1 protein-coding gene (only partly in view) is annotated in these 21,881 nt (G+C 48.9%); it reads left to right on the top strand.

The annotated features are described in order from the left end of the window. The first annotated feature begins 141 nt into the window (after positions 1 to 141). Positions 142 to 21,881: the 5' portion of a hypothetical protein gene (locus tag K2Y22_03760; GenBank protein MBX9877551.1), read on the top strand. 15,820 nt of this gene lie beyond the right edge of the window; the window shows 21,740 of its 37,560 coding nt (coding positions 1-21,740); it begins with the start codon at positions 142 to 144; the stop codon falls past the right edge of the window.

Here is a 21,881-nt window from a genome sequence, read left to right as displayed (position 1 = left end):
AATCCGTAGGCAGGTTCAAGCGGTTGCGGAACCGTGTGAGTCAGAAGCAGGGCTAGGGTCCGAAATGGACGAAAAGCCCAGCATTTGTGCGTTTTGGGCGGTAGTCAATAAGTGACGGCAGTGAGCCAGTAAGGATAAACCTTGAAGAGTCCCGGTATCCGCGCAGTAAACATTAAATGGTTGATGAGCCTAGTGCTCAGCATCCAATTAATCGCGCCACTGGGTGTTTTGGCTCAAACTGCTCCCGACCCGACCCCAGCCACCGCGGTCGACTTGGATTTGTCATCCGTAGCCCAAACAGTGGCGGCACCTTCAAATATTGCACCCACCAACATTTTGGCAGGCGGTCAGGTAATGACTGTGTCTGCCGGACAAATGCTGACACCAGCTCAGAATGTTGCCCTGCAGCAAGTTTTGCGTACCGGAAATCAGTACCTGCAATTGAATGATGTCGGCGCAGCCATCGGCGGCGGCATTCGTATTCAGAATTATGCGACTAATGGCGTGCTCGGAAATCTTGTCATTCCTGAAGGCGTTCGCGCATCGCAAAACGCAGCGATTTTGCAAAGCTTGAATGTGACCGGTAATTTGGTCAATTCCGGTACCTTCAATCTCTTTTCCAGCAATGCCGCTATCACCGCGGCATCAGTCAATGCTACAAACATCTACAACAACACAACCGGCATCATCAATTCCACATTGCAGAGTTTGACTCTCAACGCCGTCAACAATATTGTCAACGCCGGTTTGATTTCCAGCACTGGCGCGTTGAATTTAACGGCCGGCAATTCAATTATCAACACCGGCGTTTTGCAAGGCATGACCAATATGAATTTGCAAGCAGCAACGTTGGCCAACCAAGGCACCATTGCTGCAATGATGGGCAACCTCAATGCCAACATAGCTAACGTCAACAACTCTGGTATCTTGCAAGCGATGCAAGGTAGTTTGTCCATACGTAATGCGGTTGGAAGTACTTTGAATATCAACAACGCACTCGGCAGCATTCTTGCTCGCGATCAACTGTCCTTCGCGCATATTACCGATCCGAATTACGTCAGTGGTTCCGGTCCAACTGGTGTCTTGAAATTACTGGGTGGCACGTACGGTGCCAACGAAATAATGATTGACAGTCCTAAGGGCGCAATTACTGTCGATGTAAAACGTATGGAAGGCGCAGTAAATGCAACAGGCGGAAGCGCAGCTTTCAATGTGGCAGAAGGCACTTTCAATTTGAACAACTTGCATGTCACCGGCGACCCAGTCATTTACTTCACCGGTCAAGCGTTAATTGTCGGCAGCATCAGCACGCAAGGCAATATTCTCGCAATATCTGCTCCGGCTGGTTCAATTACCGTCAACGGTTCAATTAATACGAGCCCCTTGCTTTCCAACGGCAATGGCGGTGATTTGTTGCTGTTGTCTGGTCTCAGTACAACGGTTAACAACACAATTCAAACAAGTGGACTTAACGGCAAAGGCGGACAGGTAATTATCTCCGCCAACAATACAGGTGGCGTCGCAGGTTCTGCCGGCATTACAGTGGGAAACATCAAGACAACAGGCACTATTTCAGGCGATGTGATTATCACCGGCACTGGTCCGACAGGCACAATCACGACTGGCACTATTGATACCAGCTCTACTGATCCCAATGGACGAGCAGGCAGCATTGCCATTTCAGGAGCGGAAACGATACAGATAGGCACTAGTATTTCCAGTGGCGAAGTAATGAAGACAACTGGCAATGGCGCTTACCGAAGTGGTGGCATTTTCGTATCCAGCGGTCAAGCGACCGGCACCTCAATTGCCATTGGTAGTGCGACTAATGCAAGCCCGCTTCTCGTTGGAAATGATTCATCTGTAGTTCTTGTAGCAAGCAAGGACATCCGCTTGGGAACAACCACTTACACAACAGCCACTCCGGAAACAGTCAAGACTTTCGGTGGTCTTGGTGTATTCGCTGGAACAACAACTACATTCACTGGTTTCCCTGCTGGTTCGGAAGCGGCTAATTACACATTCACTATCAAGCCGCAAGCAATTCCTACATTCACCAATGGCAGCACAACTTGGAATTTGATTCCGGGCGGTTTCCAAAAAGCTTCCGGAATTCAGTCCATTTTCACCACCGGTAATCTCGCAATAGACACCAATGGTGATAGCAGACTACTTGCTCCAATTGTTATGCCTGACATGTCTATCGGCGGCAACGTCACGGGTCAAGTTGGCTCTTCCGGAAATGCAGCTTCTATCGTCTTAGTCACACGTGGTTCAGATACAAGCCGTCTCTTCGCGCAGACAAGTATTGCTACGGGTAGTGGGTCAGTAATAAGTGCACAACCTGGATCGCCGCAACATGCGTTCGCCGGTAGCATCTATGTGGTAGGCGGCTCTGCTACGACTAAAGTGGTTACTGGTGGTACAAGCACTGGAGTCGCTTCCATAAAGGCGAGTGCAATTACCAACCTTGTTGATTCGTTTGGCGGCAATGTAGTAATCGGTACGACGACAGGCACGTTGGTTGTCCAAGGCGATATTTATGCTAGAGGCACAGGCGCTGATGCCTCGGGTAATGTCACTCTGCTTGCTCCATTTGTAGCAGGCACTGCAGCGACACCTGTATTGACTGCCGGTAACATATTTACCGATTCGTTGGTAATTGCAGGAGTCGGTACAAGTGGTGGTGCGGTTGGCGCGTATTCCGGCACCGGTACATTGACCGTAGGTAATATCAATACATCCGGTTACGGTGTAGGCGCACGTGCTGGTGATGTTTTCCTTGGTGCGGATTCGACATTGGCCAGTGTATTGCCGTTGAGCACCTCTGCCGGCATTCTGGTTGCAGGCAATATTATTGCAGCCGGTCTCAACAATGCTAGCGGCGGCAATATCATGCTCGACAGTGGTAATAGCAGTTTTACGGTTGGTTCACTAGTTACACGTTCTACATCAAGCGTCAGCAACGTGAGCACCTGGTCCTCCGATACAGGATCCGGTACACCGGGTAATTTGATGTTTGTCAATAATGCGCTAAGAGGGATTGATCAAACATCAGGTAATGCCACGACATTGACTATACGTATAGTAATGCCATTGGAAAGACAACAAACCGGCGGCAATTTATCGTCGATTCTTCTAACCCCAACCGTTACCTTCTTATCCGGCAGCTCCATCCTGCTTGATGGCTCAACCAGCAACTCTACAAATAGAGTAAATTTCAACCTGGCAACCAACTTCACCCTGGGTGATATATCAACGTACAATGCCGGTACCGGAGTATCCGGCTCTGCTGTCATCACCACAACGTCGCCTGGCGCATCCAACATTACTATCGGCAAGGTAATTACCTCAGCTGCAGCGAATAGCGCAGGTGGTGTGTTAATCAACTCGACGGGCTCCGGCTTGCTCACCGTCGGACGTGTTGAAGCAATCGGTAGCGGAACAGGTAACGTCGGCGGGTCTGTAATCATTAGCAACAACAGCGGTTCCGGAACAGGCTCACTAAGCTTGGCTGGTGTGGATTCCGGCGGCACTAGCGGAGCAGCCGGTGGAAACATATTTATTACTGGTGGCACCAACATAACTATAGGCAGCTCGGCAAACTCGCGTGGACTATCAGGATTGGTCACGCAGTCAACTGGTGATGCCGGTCTTATTCTAGTTACTGCAGGAAACGCAAGCAACGCCAATGGAGCACTGCTTGGTACGTTTGCGGTTAACGCATCATCAACTGCCGGCAAGGGCGGACAAGTTGTATTGGGTGCAGTCGGCAATGACGGCAGCGGAGTTTCGCTTCAAATTGGCAATGTAAACACATCAGGTACTTCGGGTGGAATAGTTGAAATCGTTTCATTGGATACCGGCAGTTCCTCAATTGGCTCTGTCACTTCTCAAGCATCCGCTGTTAATGGCATAGGTGGCTCCATCGGTGTTGCAACCCTAGGAGCACTTGCTGTAACTGGTGCCATCGACACTACTAATACATTTGGAGCAGCTACATCTTCGCCGGCTCGCTCCGGCTCGGTTTTCTTATCATCGGGGGTATCACTAAATTATGCTTCGACAATTACTGCTTACAATGCTGGCAATGGTTCAGCCTCGGGTTCGGTCATTGTTGTGTCGGGTGGTAATTCATCATCCATCACGCCGACGCCGGTAGCCGGAGTTCCGGCAAATGTGGTCACGGCTGCTGGAATGGCTGGGGCTTTCACGACTAATACTCCATCTTCAACAACCATAAGCCAAAGCTCTGCCTACACAATAACGGTCACGCCTACTACTTTGACGAATTACAATCCGAAGGGCTTCAATAGTTTTACCTCCGATGCATTCCCAATTACAAACGGTGGTTTGCGCATGAACACCGGCGGTGATTCATATATTGTCGTTCCGGTTATTTCTTTGAGTACTACTGCATTCTCGTTAGCAACCAGCACTAACACAACAAATGCTTCATCTATTTATTTGGTGAGCAAAGGAAATATTGATAATAGCGCCAATTCTGCTCAACAAATTTCCAGCAACGGATCGGTTACCTCAGGTAGCCTCAGTGTCTATTCACTCACCGGTAATGTTCGCTTTCATACTAATTTTGGCGGTACTCAGCCTCCATTGATGGATACTAGCACAACTTCCGGTGGGCTTTATGCGGGCAATGCCTCAGTGTTCACACCAAACGGTACTCTCCTGATGAATGGTGGTGGTGGTTACACCTCCACTTTTAATACAGTTGGTGCTTCCAAGTCAGGTGATGTGACGGTCGTCACTAAGGGCAATGCTGATCTCGGCAAGTGGTTTACTACAAGCTCTGCAGGAACAGCTGGTAATGCCAATTTCATGGTCAATACCGGCAACGTTTATATCAGAGGAACAGGAACTCAAGGAAGATATATTGACGCCACAAGCGGATCAGGCAATGGCGGCAATATCAATATGTTCTTTGGACAGTCGGTTGCTGAATCAAATTTGGCAGGTGCCATAATCACAGGTGGTGCTTCTCCGCAAACCAATATTGAATATGCCTTCAACACATCTTCAACATCAGCAATCGGTGGAACAGTTCGACTGTACGTTGCCTCTGGTACTCAGGGACGTACCTTAGGTAGCACAGCAAGCCAATGGCAAATCAAGACTGGTTCAATCGGTGGTACGGCTGGAAATATTTACATCAATACAGGTAGCAATTTTGCCTCAGATATTTTCCTTGACACTAGTGCTTTGACGCCAGGCAATATCAATATTAATGCCGGTGGCAATATAACGACCGTTGCTTCGTCCTATTGGGTTGCCGATACGACCAATACATTGGGCACATCAGCCAATATCACGGCAATAGCCGGTTCGGGTAACCTCTCCTTGTGTGCTGGTTGTTCGAATAGCAATGTCGTTCAAAGTACTGGCGGTACAATAGCCGGAAATATCCGGTTGGATGCTCCGTACGGCAGTCTTTATCTATTTAATGGCGGCAACTGGAACGTATATTCCGGCGGTACAAGTCAGTCAGGCACGATTAATTTACTTGCCGGTGCTGATATCGTTATGAACAAAGGTCTTTATACATCTTCTAACGGGAATGCCGGCAATATAACCATTACTTCGGTAAATGGTGCCATTGGTTTTACCACTAACACAGCCATGACGACTCAGTCTACCGGTGGTGGCGCTGGAACAACCGCGGATCCAAAACGATACATTAATGCACTCGCTGTTAATGGCAATGGTGGCAATCTTACCGTTAATATGGGTTCTCTACCCTTAGACATTACGGGTAATGGTATTACAGGTATTCTTACTTTGGTGTCCGGCAACAACGTCAATTCTACTACTGAATTGTCGTTCAATACTTCATCCACTTACGGGGTCGGTGGGAACATCACTATTAACGTCGGCGATGGTAGCTTGGGTTGTTTTTCGTGTTCATTTAATTCCTGGTCATGGTTGCAGCTTATTACCAGTTCCACCAATAACACATCTGGAAATATCGGTCTTACCTATAATGGAGCAACTCAAGTAAGAAACAACTGGCGCTACAATGCTGCCGGTTTTAATGGTGGCAATATTACAATATCTGCACCTTATGGCTCGTTTACGAACAATATCAATAACGTAACAAACTTCAGCTCTACTGATGTTACCTATATTTCTGCCAACGGCACAAGTGGAAGAGGTGGCGATGTTTCTTTAACTGTAGCTTCTATGCCGGCACCGGGCACTAACCCAATCAACTGGATAGAAGCTCGCGGCGGTAACTTCGGCGGCAACATAAGCGTCACTTCTACTACCGGTTCACTTGTTCAGAGCGGTGGTGCGAATTCGCGAGGACAGTTGCTGGATGCCAGCGCGACAATACGCGGTGGAAACATCACGGTAAGCACAGCTACGGATATGACAATCGGCAACTCGGATGTTTCTGCTACCGGTGTCGGCGGTAATATCAATCTTGCAGTGACAGGCTCAGGCAACATCACGTTGGCAAATTCCAGCACTCTCAATGCTCAAGGCACAAATGGCGGCGGTGGTAATGTCAATGTCACTATTGCATCGTCTCCGGCTGCTACGGCGTCAGGATCCGGATTGATAGTTGCCACCAGCGCCACTATCAATGTCGGTTCAACTTCCGGTAACGCAGGCTCAATCAATATAGTTACAAATTCTTCGCTCGGTCCTTCAAGCAGCGGCACAACCAATGCGTTAACATTGTCTGCTAATTCCACGAATGGCAATGGTGGCGGAATTTTAATTTCGGCCGGTAGTAATCTGACTACCAACTGGTTGTTGTCAGCAAATGGTTTGAATGGCGGCAGCGTTATGATTAATTCGGGCGGGCAGATTACTCTTCCGTTCGGTGGTTCTAACGGTTCTATTCAAACTAATGGCAGCAATGGCTCCGGTGGCAGCATTGCAGTTGTTTCGCAAGGCGATCTATCACTTGCTTGGGCTCAAGCAAATGGTTCAGGTACTGCCGGTGTTGGCGGTAATATCTTGCTTGTATCGAAAACAGGACTTATTAACGTAACCAGCAATACAGGCAGTCAAAGTTTGTCTGCCACCGGTGCGAGTCTCAACGGCGGACAAATTATTGCTTTAGCCAAGACTGGCATCACAATTTCAAGCAATATGACCGTAGCTTCAACTAGCGCTGCCGGTGGAAATGTTGTGATGAACGTGGCCGGCACGAATGCTCAAAACATCTCCGCAAATACAATTACTGCAACCGGCTCGACCGTGGGTGGAAATATTTCCTTGATTTCCACTGGTCGCATTATGGGCACTTTGAATTTGCAAGCCAACGCATCTGGCGGTAGCTCCACAGGCGGCAACATATTCTTATCGCAGGGCAATTCTGCCAACGCTTTATCTTATACATTGTCCATTACCGGCACTTCAAATGGACGAGCAATTGCTGTAAGCGCCGGCACAATTAGCGGCAGTGCAGTAACCAACGAAAATCGCTTCGCCAGTGTTGTTGGTAATTTCCCAGGTGCTGTATCGGGTGACAACTACACTTATACAGTTTCGACAGGTGCCGCTCCGACAATTACAGATACAACTTCTTCTAACACGTACACATTGCAGCCAGGTTCTCTGGGTGGCTTTGGTTCATTTGATATCGGCTCTGGCAACCTAACGGTCGTAATGCCTAATAAGACATTCGTTGCCCCTTTATTGGTCGGTGGCAATGTCGTAGTTAATTCTGTCGTCGGCAGCGGTACTTCTGGTGTCGGCTTGGTTGGACTTGGTGCAGTGACCGTCAACTCTAGTGTTAATAACTCAAACGCCACGTCTGCAGGGGCTGCAGTTATGCTGGTTGGTGGCGGCGCACTTTCTGTTACCAACGGCATTAATACAATGGGTGCTTATACATCCGGCTCGGGCAATTCCGGAAATGTTTTCTTGTTTGGTTCATCTGTTTCTGTTACGGGCTTCAATGGAAGCGTTAATAACGCAGCCTCCACAATTGATACATCTACTTTGACCGGACTTGGTGGTTTGGTATTCGTCGGTTCAACATCCTCAATTACAATTGGTAACTGGAGTGGATCAACTTATACATCAATGGGTGAAATTGATACTTACACATCCGGTAGTGGCAGATTGGCCGGCTCCGTATCACTACTTGGTTTGGGCAATATTCAGACTGCTTCCATTAAAGCCGGTGGACTTAGCAGCGGCAACGGCGGTCAGATAAGCGTAGCATCGAGCCCGGTGAGACTATCTGGTAGCAGCGTTGTGAACAATACAAACACTGTAGGTTCTCTCGTTAATCGCTCAACGACAACGGCTTCGGCAGGTGCAGTTGGTGCAGGACTAAATGGTTACAACAACGATACAGGCACAGGCTTTGCCAACGGTATCCTCACTGCTGGTTCTTTCAAGTTCCTATCCAATTCTTTGATCATGGATGATTCGACTAAGGCGTCCTCTTATACAGGAGCTATCCGCGTAAATGTCGTCAGTGGCACTGGAACAATTGCCGGAATCTATACTAACAACGCTTCCGGAACAGGCGGACACACAGGTGCCGTGACAGTCATCGGAGCAAGTGCAGGTGGACTCACCATTAATGCAATAGGTAATACGTCAACATCAGGAAATACCGGCTTAGTTGCTCTGTCTAATTCGCTTGGTGCCTTGACTGTAGGTACTGGTATTAATACTTCTGTGACAACAGCTGGAACAACAGCTGGAGCGATCAATGCTGATGCTTTGGGCTCTGTATCTTTCAATGGACATCTAAATGCTTCATCGGTATCTACCGCAGCTTCGGGCAATGTGCTTCTCTGGTCACGCTCTGGTGATGTCTCAGCCACGTCTATAAATGTCTCCGGCGCATCGTCTGCAAGCGGCTCTGTAACGTTGTACGGTCAAAATGTAATAATCAGCGGACAAGTAGGAGGCAATTCAATTAACGCTTCCTCGACTACTGGTGGTGGTGGTGCTGTTACGATTTATCCGATAGGCAATGGTCCGTTCCGCGTTGGCTATAATTCCGGCTCCCCGCAGTCAGGTACCTTTGGCAAGATTGTTACATCTGGAACAGCTTCTACAACAACAAACGTCTTGACGATTTTCACACCTAACGGTTCATCAGTCGTCGAAATTGCTAACGGCTCACAAATTGACATGACATCATTGAGCTTGGCGCCGACGTTGTCCATTACAGCCGGCAAGGTACAGCTTGATGCCGGTACTATCAACGTAAATCCTAATGGTTCGAGCGATGGTAATTCAGCTGCTATTACAATTCTCGGTAGAGGCACAATGGCTAATTCCGTCAACTTGCTTGGTAGTCTTAATGCCAGTACAGGAGCCGGCGCGGCAAGTACGATTAATGTATCAACAACATTTAGCAATGTGGTGCTGGGCAGTGCTACTGTTGCGTCCACCTCTTCGGGCACCGGCGGTAATATCAACATCACATCCGCAACCGGTGTGACTCTTAACGGTCTCAACGGCAATGGCACAATCTTAGATGTTTCATCCAGCACGGGCAATGCCGGTGCAATCAATGTCAATGCCGCCGGCAATATCCTCGTTACCACAACCGGTGGTGGAGTTATTGCTGCTAACGGTGTAAACGCATCCGGCACCACAAATGGTTACATCAGATTCAATACAACCGCCGGTACAATCAACACCTTCGATGGTGTTTCGGCACGCAGCTCCTTCTCCGCTACGGGCAACGGCAACGACAAGATTGGCGGAACAATTATCCTTACATCAACTGGCAATATTACAGCAGGAGCTCTCACCGTCAACGGACTCAATGAAGCTCATGGCGGTGCTATTACCGTAACGCCGTCTGCCGGAAATATTGATATCAGCGCATTGAATCTCTCTGGTTATTCAAATGTTGTTGGCAGCGGCAATTTGAACACTGTATCAAATGGCGGTACGGCCACACTCACGGCAAGCGCGGGTTCAATAACTATTGGTACAATCACTGCTAATGCCGTAGGTGGTGCTTCTACAGTTGGTGCTAAGGGCGCAATTGTCACCATGACTAGCAGTGGCAATACTACTATTAATGGCGCTGTCACTATTCGTGGACTGAACGGTGCCAATGCCGGTACCTTTACTCCAACGGCTTCGGTAGGCAATGTCGCATTCAATGCACTCGTAGACATGTCTGCTGATACTTCGTCCATAAGAGGATTTGGTGGAACCTTAACAGCTGCCGCAACTGCCGGCAATGTAAACACGCAGGCAATAAATGTCGATGGTATAGGAACTGGCGGCTATGCAGGTTTCATTAGTCTAACGGCGGCAGGAACCATCACGTCCGGTGGCAGCTTAACTGCTCGTGGAATGCAAGCAACAGGTTCCGGCTACGCCAATGGTGGGCGTGTGGCACTTGTTTCTACCGGTGCTTCCGGCGGAATTACTTTTGGACCGAGTGCATCTATCAACGTATCGTCCGGTGGCGGCTCGTCCGGTCATGTAGTAATGGCTGCTAATGGTACGGGCGGAATAAATCTTGGCGGTGACATCATTGCTTCCGGTGTCGGCAACAATCAATCAGCCGGTGCTGTTCTAATCGGTGCAACCGGCGGAGCGCTTACAATTCAATCTATAGATGCTCGTGGTTTGTCCGGAGCTCGCGGCGGTTGGGTCACGTTGGCTGCTTTAAACAATCTATCTGCAGGTTCTGCAACATCTGTTGGAGGTATATCGACTTCCGGTAACGATGCTGCCGGTCCTGTTACCATAAGTGCCGGCGGAGCAATTCTGACTAATGCAGGAGGCACACTCAATATCAATACGTCTTCCGTATCCGGACGCGGTGGCTCAGTTAATATCGGATCTGCTGGAGATAACGGTACGGTATCTATCCAGGTCGGAACTATAAATACGACGGGTATTGCAGGTGGTGCAGTAGAGATTGTTTCAATTGATGCTGCTAAGAAATCAGTTTCGGTGGGCTCCATAACCACTCAAGCAACGGCTTCTAATACGATGGGCGGTTCGGTTGGTATTGCCACAACCGGAGCCTTGACCGTTTCCGGAGCCATTAACACAACTAATACATTCGTAGGTACAACGACATCTCCGGCAAGATCGGGTTCCGTATTCCTCTCGTCCGGCACATCTATCAATTACACGTCAACAATTACTGCTTACAATGCATCTAACGGTTCGGCCTCCGGACAAGTAATCTTAATTTCCGGCGGAAATTCTTCTTCTATTACACCGGCTCCAACTGCAAATATTCCGGCAAATGTTGTTACAGCCGCCGGCATGAAGGGAGCCTTTACAGGAGTCGGCAGTGGTAGCCCGACAACTATTTCAAGCAGCACAATTACCATAAGTCCAACTGCTGCACCGACCAATTACAATCCGAACGGATACAACGCACCGACAAACACCAATATTACATTGACGTTTGATACCAACGCCGACTCGTTCTTAATTGCTCCAATCTTGGTCTTCTCAACGGTTGGCGGCAATAATAAGCTGCAACTTCAAAATAGCGGTAATAACAAGGGTATGCACTCGTCTACAACTAACGACTCATACACTATTGCGGCGTCCGGTGACATTCAAATCAACAGTGGTATCAACATGAGTGGCGCCAGTGGCGGCGGTAGCATCTCGCTTTTCAGTATCACCGGCAGTCTAAATGGTAATTTCTTTGACGGTAATAACAAGCTTGATGCTAGAGCAACAACAGCCGGCGTCGGCGGTAATATCACAACTCTTGCGCCGCTTGGCTCATATCTCCAGCGCGATGCCGGTGGTACTGTCACGCTAGGTACCGGTGGTAGCGTACAAGGTGGACAGATTCTAGCTGTCACTTATTCACGTCTGGCATTTGCCAGCGCTGTAGATTCTTCCATGGGTGCCAGTGGTGTTTACTCTCAATCTGCCGGTGACGTTAATTTGATTACGACAAACAGCAATCTTTGGTTCACGGCAGCTGGAACTATCGGGACAGCCAGCGCCGCCAATCAAAGACATTATGTGAGTGCAATAAGCACAACGGGCAATGGCGGCAACATCTCTCTAATTATGGGGCAAACATCTCCTGGAAATAATGACCCATGGAACAATGCCGGCAGCAACTATTCAGGAGTTATTACAACCAATCAATCCGCGAATACCACCGACGAAAATTCGTTTAACGCTTCCTCTACGTCCGGCAACGGCGGCGACATATATGAGATTGTTATATCCGGACCATCGGGCTATTCCGGTGGCGGCGGCAATCCTCCTACCATCTATCAACTGCTCACAACTTCTACAAGTGGTACTGGTGGTAATGTTTCGGTTAGTATTGGCGGACAGCTAAACTTCCCGCTTTTAAATACCAGGACGACTGGTACAGTCGGTGGTGACATCAATATTTATTCAATTAATTCCATCGGCTGGAGAGGCGCATTGGTTACCAACGCTACCGTAGGCAAAGCTGGTGACATCACAATGGTTTCAGCTACCGGTGGCGTTGGATTGACAAACAATTGCTGCTCGACTCCAAATCCATACGCTGAGGCCAACGGTGGATCATTTGGCGGCAACGTCACCTTCTTAGCACCAAACGGCTCCATATTCTTTGACACGCTCACGTTTAATTCAAATAACGACAACATTTCCAGCACAGGTACAATTCAGGGCGGCAACATCAACCTACTGGCCGGTGGCGGAGATGTGACAGTAAGTAAGGGCTTGAATACATCTTCAACTCTGCGCAATGCCGGTGATGTTACTGTCAGGATTACAAAAGGCAATTTGATATTTACAGGCACTGGAGAAGGATTGGGAACAGTCGGCAGTCCGAACCGCTTCATCAATGCTATGGGTGGAGCAGGCTCAGGTGGTGACATCCTCATCAATATTGCCCAGTCGGTTACTGAAACCGACGCCAATGCCCGTGCCGGTATCTTCTTCACGCAGCAGAATGCTATCAGCTCCACTCGCGAGCAATCCTTCAATACGTCCTCAACATCGGGACAAGCCGGCAATATTACCATCACTATCGATAAAGGACAGTGGGGCAAATTTGGCAGCGGTGTATTTAGTGACTTCCAGCTAATTTCAAATTCGACAAGCGATAATGCAGGTAATATCACCATCAATGTCAACGGTACAATCAGTTTGCCGATGATGAACGCCTTGGCTAATGGAGCCAACGGCGGCAATATTAGTATTGCCTCTACAAGTTCATTCACAAGCCCTGGCTTCTTGCAAGCAAATGCCAGTGCGGTCAGAGCAGGCAGCATCACCGCTAATGTTACTGCCTTTAATACAGGTTACTTAGATGCACGCGGTGGAACTTTCGGTGGCAATGTCAATCTCAATGCTTCCGCCGGCACGATAGTTGTCTCCGGTGCAATCTCCACTCAAAGCAGTTCTACACATACCGGCAACTCGCGTGGAGTCCTTATCGACACATCAGCGACATCCAAAGGCGGCTCCGTTAATCTGACGTCGTCCGGCAATATGTCCTTCAATACAGTAAACACGATATCGACGCTGATAGCTGAGATTGACACATCTTCCAACGTTTCGGGAGGCAACGTTAATTTAGCAATTACCGGTGCAGGCAATTTGGATTTCAACACCTACACCGTTTCTGGTGCTTCGACACAGCGCTTCATCAACACACAAGGTGGTTCAAGCAACGGCGGCAATGTAACGATTGCACTGGCTAATGGCGCAATCAATTCGGCTGTAAGCGCATATACCGCACTCAGCGAAGCATCCATTAACACATCTTCCGTATCGGGAAATGCTGGCAGCATTTCTGTGACAAGTGCTGCCGGTGCGGCTGCTAGTGGCAATGGTTACATTCAATTTATTGCCAACTCAACTAATAATAACGCTGGAAATATTTCCGTTTCAACAGCTGGCGCGATTAGCTCTAATTGGGCATTTTCGGCTAATGGCGCTAATGGTGGCAACATTAGCATCGCGTCCAGTGGCGGACTGATCAATTTAATTTCTGCCGGCACTTCGGGTGGACAAGGTGCCATCACGGCTAATGGATCGAATGGTACGGCCGGCAGTATTTCCATCAATGCTCAAGGCAATCTTTCACTTGCTTATGTTCATGCAAATGGTTCTGGTACACAAGGGTTTGGAGGAAATATCTTCCTTACTTCGCGTACCGGTACTTTATCGGTGAATGCTACTGCACCACCAAATAGTAAGGTCCTTTCAGCAACCGGTACTTTGGCTGGTGGACAAATGTATATTACATCTAGCGGTTCTATCAACCTGCAAACTCGTGTGGACGTTTCTTCCAGTGCCGGACAAGGTGGCACATTCTATCTAAACACTTTCGGTGGTGGCTCGCTGACAATTAACGGCACTGGTACTCCTGTGATAAGTGCTAGTGGCGTCACCGGTGGCGGTAACATCGCTCTAATTACAACCGGCAGTTTCTCCATATTTAATGGTTCGGATATTTCTGTTGCCGCAAGCGGCAGCGGTGCCAATGGTGGCAACATCTTTGTTTCCAGCACATCCAGTATTCCATTTACCAATGCCAATCTTTTGCTGTCCGGTGGAGCGGGTGGTGCGACCGGCTATGCTGTCTTATTGAGTAGTAGTAGCAATAGCGCCACAACAAGCGTTCCCGGCAACATTTATTCATTCCAAAACGTAACGGTGAATTTATTGACAGCAGCCACTATCAATGCCAGTCCAACAGCCAATTATCAAATTGTCTTCAACACCGGTGCCGGCGCAACATCTCCATTCTTCGAAAACGTTGCCGCGCCAGGTACTCGCCTGGCTCCCGGTATGGCATTGTCGGCCGGCGTCACGATGAACAACCTGACTTTCGTTACGCCAACCAAATCATTCTTGGCTCCTCTGGCTGTTAGCGGCAATGTTACAATCAATGGTCAGTTGATTGGTAATGGCACAAGTTCAGTTGGTATTGCTTCGACAGGTAATATTACCGTCGCTAATACAATCAATAATTCCAATGCAACCGCATCCGGTGCCAATGTAACATTGCTGGGTCTGGGTGCATTGCAAGTTGGTCAACTAACACCATCAGTAATCAACAGCGGTATTAATACAGCTGGCGCAACGAGCTCCGGAACAGGCAATGCCGGAAATATCACACTCATCGGTTCATCGGTATTGGTTAACGGTTCTGCCGGAAGCTTGATCAACACAGCTGCCAGTTTGGATATGTCGACCTCTACCGGCAACGGCGGCTCGCTATTCGTTTCTTCAGCCTCAACCGTAACGATAGGTAATTGGTCAGGCAGTACTCTAGTAGGTCAGGGACAAATTGATACATATACTAGTGGCTCCGGACGCCGTGCAGGTAATGTCTCAATCATTGCTGCCGGTACAATTCAAACATCCAGTATCTTTGCTGGTGGTTTGAACAATGCATCGGGTGGTCAGTTGTCCATTGCCACAACAGGCAATGCCACTGTTGGTTCATTGGTCGTTCGCTCAACAACAAATAGCAGCGTCAATGGCACTGCTGGACAGGGCGGTTTTGTAAGTTACAACAATGATACCGGTACCGGCTCGGCTGGTGGTATCATCACTGGCGGACAGTTCAGCTTCTTGGCTGGTGCGCCTGGTCCTGTTAACCCGGTAATTTTGGCTGATGCTTCAGTGGCTTCCGGATTTACTTCCGGCATCAACATCAGCCTGGCTCCATCATCGACGCCTCCTGGTCAGATCGTTACCGCTAACGCGACAGGATCGTCAGGACCGGTTGCCATATTTGCCAACAATACGGATGGTAGTGGCGGCTTACCGCTAGGACTCGTTCTCACTTCTTCCTCAACCGGCAACTCCGGCTCTATAGTTGCAGCCAACTCTTCCGGTTCAATAACTCTAGGCAACAACCTCGTAACTTCCGTCTCGTCAGCATCGGCTACAGCAGGTGCTGTCATACTTGATGCTGCAGTTAATATCAACGGCGGCAGTTTCAAGATTGATGCTTCAGCTCCGGTCAATCCTGGAAGTGTAGTTCTTTCGGCTCGCAGCGGAACTGCTCAGGTTGGTTCCATAACTGCCGCATCAACAGCTTTGTCCGGTGGCGGTGTAGGGGGCAGCGTTCTAATTTATGCCAATAGCTTCAATGTTTCCGGTGAAACTTCATTGGGTTCCGGTATATCTATTGATGTATCATCCAATTCCAACACCGGCGGTTCGATTTCACTCTTCCCCGTATCGGCTGACAATGGCTATACGGTTGTACTAGGTTATGGCAGCACACCGCAACCAAATGGCACCAAGGGAGCATTGAAGGCTTCCGGTACTTCAGGTGGTTCGATTAGTTTGCGGACTACTAACACTACGTCGTTAGTTGAAATCGCTGATGGATCATCATTGAATGTCAATGCAACGACAGGTACGGGCGGTAGCATCACAATATTCGGCGGTGGCGTTCAGCTGGATGCCGGTAATCTGGGAGCTTCCGGCGTAAACGGCAATGGCGGCACCATCAGTATCACTGCTAATCCGTCGAATTTAACCAGCTCAATTGTCAGCTTGGGCGCAAGCAATATTTCCGCTTCATCCTCGGCTGGACAGGGTGGCACCATTACCTTAACTGCAAGTCAATCGATTAACACCGCCAACCTATCAGTTGATTCCGCTCTGGGCGGCGGTTCGATAACCTTAACCACAGACCAATCCGGATCGACTGTTGTAGTGCAAAACGCTTCAGCTAACGCTACTGTCTCCGGTAACGGTGGCACCATTACACTTAATGCCGGTCCGTCAGCTAGTGGTAATTTGACAATCAACGGTTTTGTCAGCGCAACGTCAGTTAGCGGTACAGGCGGCACGGTTAGCTTGAATGCCGGCACCAATGTGACGATTGCAGGTTCCGGAGTTGGCGGTAATGCCATCAATGTTTCATCGAGCACTGGAACAGGTGGTACCGTTCAAGTCGTAGCACCAACCTTAATTCAAATGACTGCACTGGGTGGTGCCAATATTGCTGCCAACGGTGCTAATGGCGGTCAAATTACATTTACATCGAGTCTCGGCACAATTTCCACCTACGATGGAGTTTCTGCTCGTGGTGGTCTGTCGGCAACTGGTTCGGGTATCTTCAACAGAGGCGGCACGATCACGCTATCGTCCAGATTGAACACCACGATAGGAACAGTGAATGTTAATGGCTTGAGCCAAGCTTCCGGCGGTTCGATGTCACTTACATCAACCATCGGCAGTATTGATGCCAGCAATCTGTCAGCATCTGGCTATTCCAATGTTTCAGGTGGTGGCTTGCTTTCAACTACATCTAACGGCGGCTCAATCACAGTGTCGGCCGTGGCTGGTGCGATTACAATCGGTTCGGTAACTGCCAACTCGGTTGGTAATAGCACAGGACCAGGAGCTCTTGGTGGCACATTGAGCCTTACCTCGTTGTCCGGAGTACAGATAACCGGAGCGATTAACATGCGTGGCTTGAATGGTGGTAATGCAGGTGTTGCCACTATCACTACAACAGGCGCAACCGGTGATGTCAATTTAACAGGCGGTGCAAATCTCTCCACTGATTCAACCACTAGCTTCGGCTTAGGTGGCTTGTTAAACGTCACTGCTGGTCGCGACATTATCGTTTCGGGTACTGTCCAGGCTGATGCCTATGGCTCGGAGAATTTCGCCGGGGTCTTGCAATTTACCGCAGCCAACAATTTCTCTGCAACGGGAGATATCTACGCTAGAGGCTTGCAAGGTACTCCAACTGCAAACGGTTATGCTGGTGGCGGCAGGGTGGCTCTCAAAGCAACAGCCGGAACAATCTCTTTCTCTGCTGGTTCTGACATTGATGTTTCCTCTGCCGGCAACTCGTCTGGCGGCGTAATGATGTCAGCTGGAAGCAGTGGAACGGCTATTAATAGCTCTGGCGATATTTTTGCCTCTGGTTCAGGAACCAATGAATACGGTGGCTCAGTATTAATCAAGGCAGCGGCTGGTTCCGTACAGTTGGGATCGATTGATGCTCGTGGTTTGAATGGTGCGTTCTCCGGTTCGGTAACAGTTGGTGCGGCTGGTAGTATTCGCGCCGGCTCGGCATCAGGTTCCATCCAAGGAATTTCGATTGCCGGTGATGCCGGCTCCGGTTCTTTGGTACTTACTGCCGGACAGGGAATTGCTGCAACTATCGGTGGTTCACTGAATCTCGATGCCTCGTCAACGCTAGGTAGAGGCGGTTACGTTAACATCGGTGCCGGTGGTAATAATGGTACACAGTCTATAAGTGTGGGCAGCATCAATACATCAGGTACATCCGGCGGTGATGTGCAGATTGTCTCTTTAGATACGTCAGGCTTTGCTACAGTTGCTACATCTATTCTTACTCAGGCAACCGGCTCGACTGCCCTTGCTGGCTCTGTCGGCATAGCCGCTCTCGGCGCTGTTAATGTCGGCACAATTGACACCAGAAATATGAGTGCCACCAGCTCATCGCCTGCCAGATCCGGTTCGGTTTTTATCTCATCGGCGAAGACTACAGGCACCACCATTTCTTATACGTCAATCAATGCATACAATTCTCTAAATGGTTCGGGTTCCGGCACTGTCATTCTGGCAACATCTGCAAGCAGCCCGTCTGCCATTAGCCCGACACCGACTGGTTCGGCCAACCCTTATGCACCAGCTAACGTCACCACGGCTGCTGGTCAAGCTGCCGCCTTTGTTGGTTTAACCAGTACGCCTACAACTCTAAATAACGCGACAGTAACTATCACAGTGTCGCCGACAAGCATGTCGGGTTACAATCCTGCCGGTTTCAACTCAATTACTAACGGCACCATAAACTTTAATACTGGCGGTGATTCGCGTATGATTGCGCCAATTCTGGTTCTTGGTACCGTTAGTCAGCCGAACTTGACTAAGACAAACAGTACAAACGCCGACTCTATGACCATGGTCGCTCGCAGCAGCATTCTGCTTTCGGCCAATGTCCTTACTGGAGGAACAGCTTCCGGTGGTTCGCAAAGCTATACTTCACTAACCAGCAATTACACGGTAAATGGTCAAATACTACAATTGGCAAATGGTGGCTTGTACGGCGGCAACATATCGTACGTTGCACCGTTGGGTGAAATCAACTACGTCAACAGCGGCTCTGCTGTTTCCAGTATCAGCACTTCCGGTACAGTTGAGTCCGGTAATTTTGTTGCTGTTGCCGGCGCCAATGTTCGTGTATCAGGTATTGATGCCTCGTCCGCCTTGAATGGTGGTAATGCCACACTGGTTTCCACCTTGGGTAACATCATCTTCCATAATGCCGGACTCAACGGACTTGATATAACCACCGCTAGTACGACAGGAAAAGCCGGTCAAATAAATCTCATTGTTGGTCAATCAGTCATGGAAGGCAGTATCGCTACTGTCACTTCTCCTGCTGCTGCTGGCATCTATCAAATGCAGGGCACGGGCTTTGTCAGTGCATCGACGACGTCAGGAACAGCCGGCAATATCAACTTCTCTGTAATTACCGGCAATAACGTGTCTCACGGTCTTGGATGTTGCGGAATTGCAGGTGGAAGAACAAATTATTATGCCACATCGTCAAGTACCTCGGGCGGTACGATCACAACTGCAGTTGGTGGCTTGGATCAAAACTTGAGACTAACAGAAACTTCCGGGGCGAATGGTGGAAATGTCAACGCATTTGCAGCTAACGGCTATGCTGCATCAAATGGAACATTTACAAATGCCGGTGAATACATTAAGACAAATGCTCTAGCAGATGGTCACTCAGGCGATATCAGTATTACAGCAACAACTGGCGATATTTACTTTGGACCATCTACAACAACTAGCTTTATCGAAGCTAATGGCGGTTCGTATGGAGGTATGGTGAAGTTCCTGGCAGCAGGTGGTGCAATCTCGCTCCAAGGATCAAACAACGCTGCCAATGCTACCAACGACAATATCAACACCACAGGCTCAATTCAAGGTGGCAATATTACTTTGTCTGCCGCGTCCAACATCACGTTAAGCACCGGAATTAACACGTCATCAAGCCTTCGCAATGCAGGTAATGTTGATATCAACATCAATAATGGCAGCTTGCGTTTCTCGAACGCATCCGGTGAAGGAAAAGGCACTGTTGCGATTCCTTATCGCTACATTAATGCTATGGGTGTAGCCGGCAGTGGTGGCGATATTTCTATCGATATCTACAAGTCAATTACAGATGGCAATGGCTGGGCCGGTATAGTAACGGCGACTACCAGTTTCCCGAGTAGTACGTTTGAAAGTTCCTTTAATGCCTCCTCAACATCCGGACAGGCTGGAGATATAAGCATCAACATTCAGAGCGGTCAGTGGGGTTATTTTGGTGGAGACACCGGCAGTCAATACGTAGTGCAAATGATCTCTAATTCCACAAATGACAATGGCGGTAATATCTCAGTTAATTTAGGTGGAACGGCCAGCTTGCGTCGTGCGTATTTCATCGCCAACGGTCTTAATGGTGGCAGTATAACGATCAACAGCACAGCAGGATTTACTACGACCGGTTACCTTTCGACAACAGCTTCGGCAGTGCGTGCCGGTGACATTTCCGTAAATGCTACTTCATTCTCGTCTGCGTACCTAGATGCTCACGGCGGCGTATTCGGCGGAAATATTGATGTGACGGCAAGTTCCGGTGGTATAAGCATTAACGGTGCCCCTGGTTCTGTCAACCCAACAGGCAGCCCAAGAAATACCTTGGTTGACACAACCGGCACATCACGTTCGGGCAACGTCAATTTGCTGGCATTGAACGACATATCCTTCAACTCCAATCCGGCTGCAATTTTGTTGTCCTCAGAAATTGACACATCTTCTGCTGTATCGGCAGGCAATGTCAATCTCTCAATTACCGGCACAGGTAATTTGAACTTCAATGCTTATGGTAGTTCACCTGGCGGCAATCAGCGCTACATCAATGCTATGGGTACATCCGGCAATGGCGGTAACGTCAACATATTCATCAATCAAACAAGCGGCTCAAATCCTGGTATTTACACAACCAGCACACGCAGTGGCACCTCGGAAGTATCAATCAACACATCCTCCATTTCAGGTAATGCCGGTAACATTAATATCAATATTGTTTCCGGTAACGTGACAGCCACCAGCCAGAACTTCCACGATATGTTGGATTTGATTGCCAATTCAACCAATAACAATGCCGGTAATATCAACGTTGCAGTCGCTGGTGGTATGAACACCAACTGGTCTTTCTACGCCAATGGCGCCAACGGTGGCAACATCAATTTGTCATCAACTGCCGGTGGCATGAACCTTGAATTGAACGGCATCCTGAGCAACAATCAAGGCATAATTCAAGCGAACGGAACAGCCGGCTCGGGCGGCAACATAAGTATTGCGCTTCAGGGCAGCTTGCTCGGTCAGTACATTCAAGCCAATGGTACAGGTGCATCCAGCTATGGCGGCAACATTCTTATGAGTTCGTCTGCCGGTTCACTCTCTCTGAATAGCTCAAGTGGCGGACTAAGCATTGCAGCAACAGGCGCTCTCGGTGGTGGTCAGGTAATTGCCATGGCTAAAGGCACGGGCTCTGTTGGAATATCGTTGTCCAATGGAATAAGTGTTGCATCAACCGCAGGTGTGGGCGGCAATGTCTTGCTGAACACATTCGGCACCGTTCTTCAGGGTATCGGCAATGTTGCCATAAATGCATCTGGAGTTACCGCGGGTGGTAATGTCGCGCTCATTTCTTCCGGAACCATTTCTTCCGCCGTTAATGCCAGTGCATCAGGAGCTGGCGGTATAGGTGGCAATATCTTCGCATCAGCAGGTTCGACATCTGCCTCCAGCTTGTCCGGCAGTACCACATCAGGAAGTGGAGCTGCTGGCTATCAGGTAATAATGGGAGCTGGATCGTTCTCGGCTACAGCTGGAACCAACATTGGAATATTCACAAA

It is taken from the genome of Candidatus Obscuribacterales bacterium (genome assembly GCA_019744775.1).
Taxonomy (GTDB): Bacteria; Cyanobacteriota; Vampirovibrionia; order Obscuribacterales; family Obscuribacteraceae; genus SBAT01.
The sequence above is the reverse complement of the archived record's forward strand: the minus strand, read 5'-3'. Positions and strand labels throughout refer to the sequence as shown.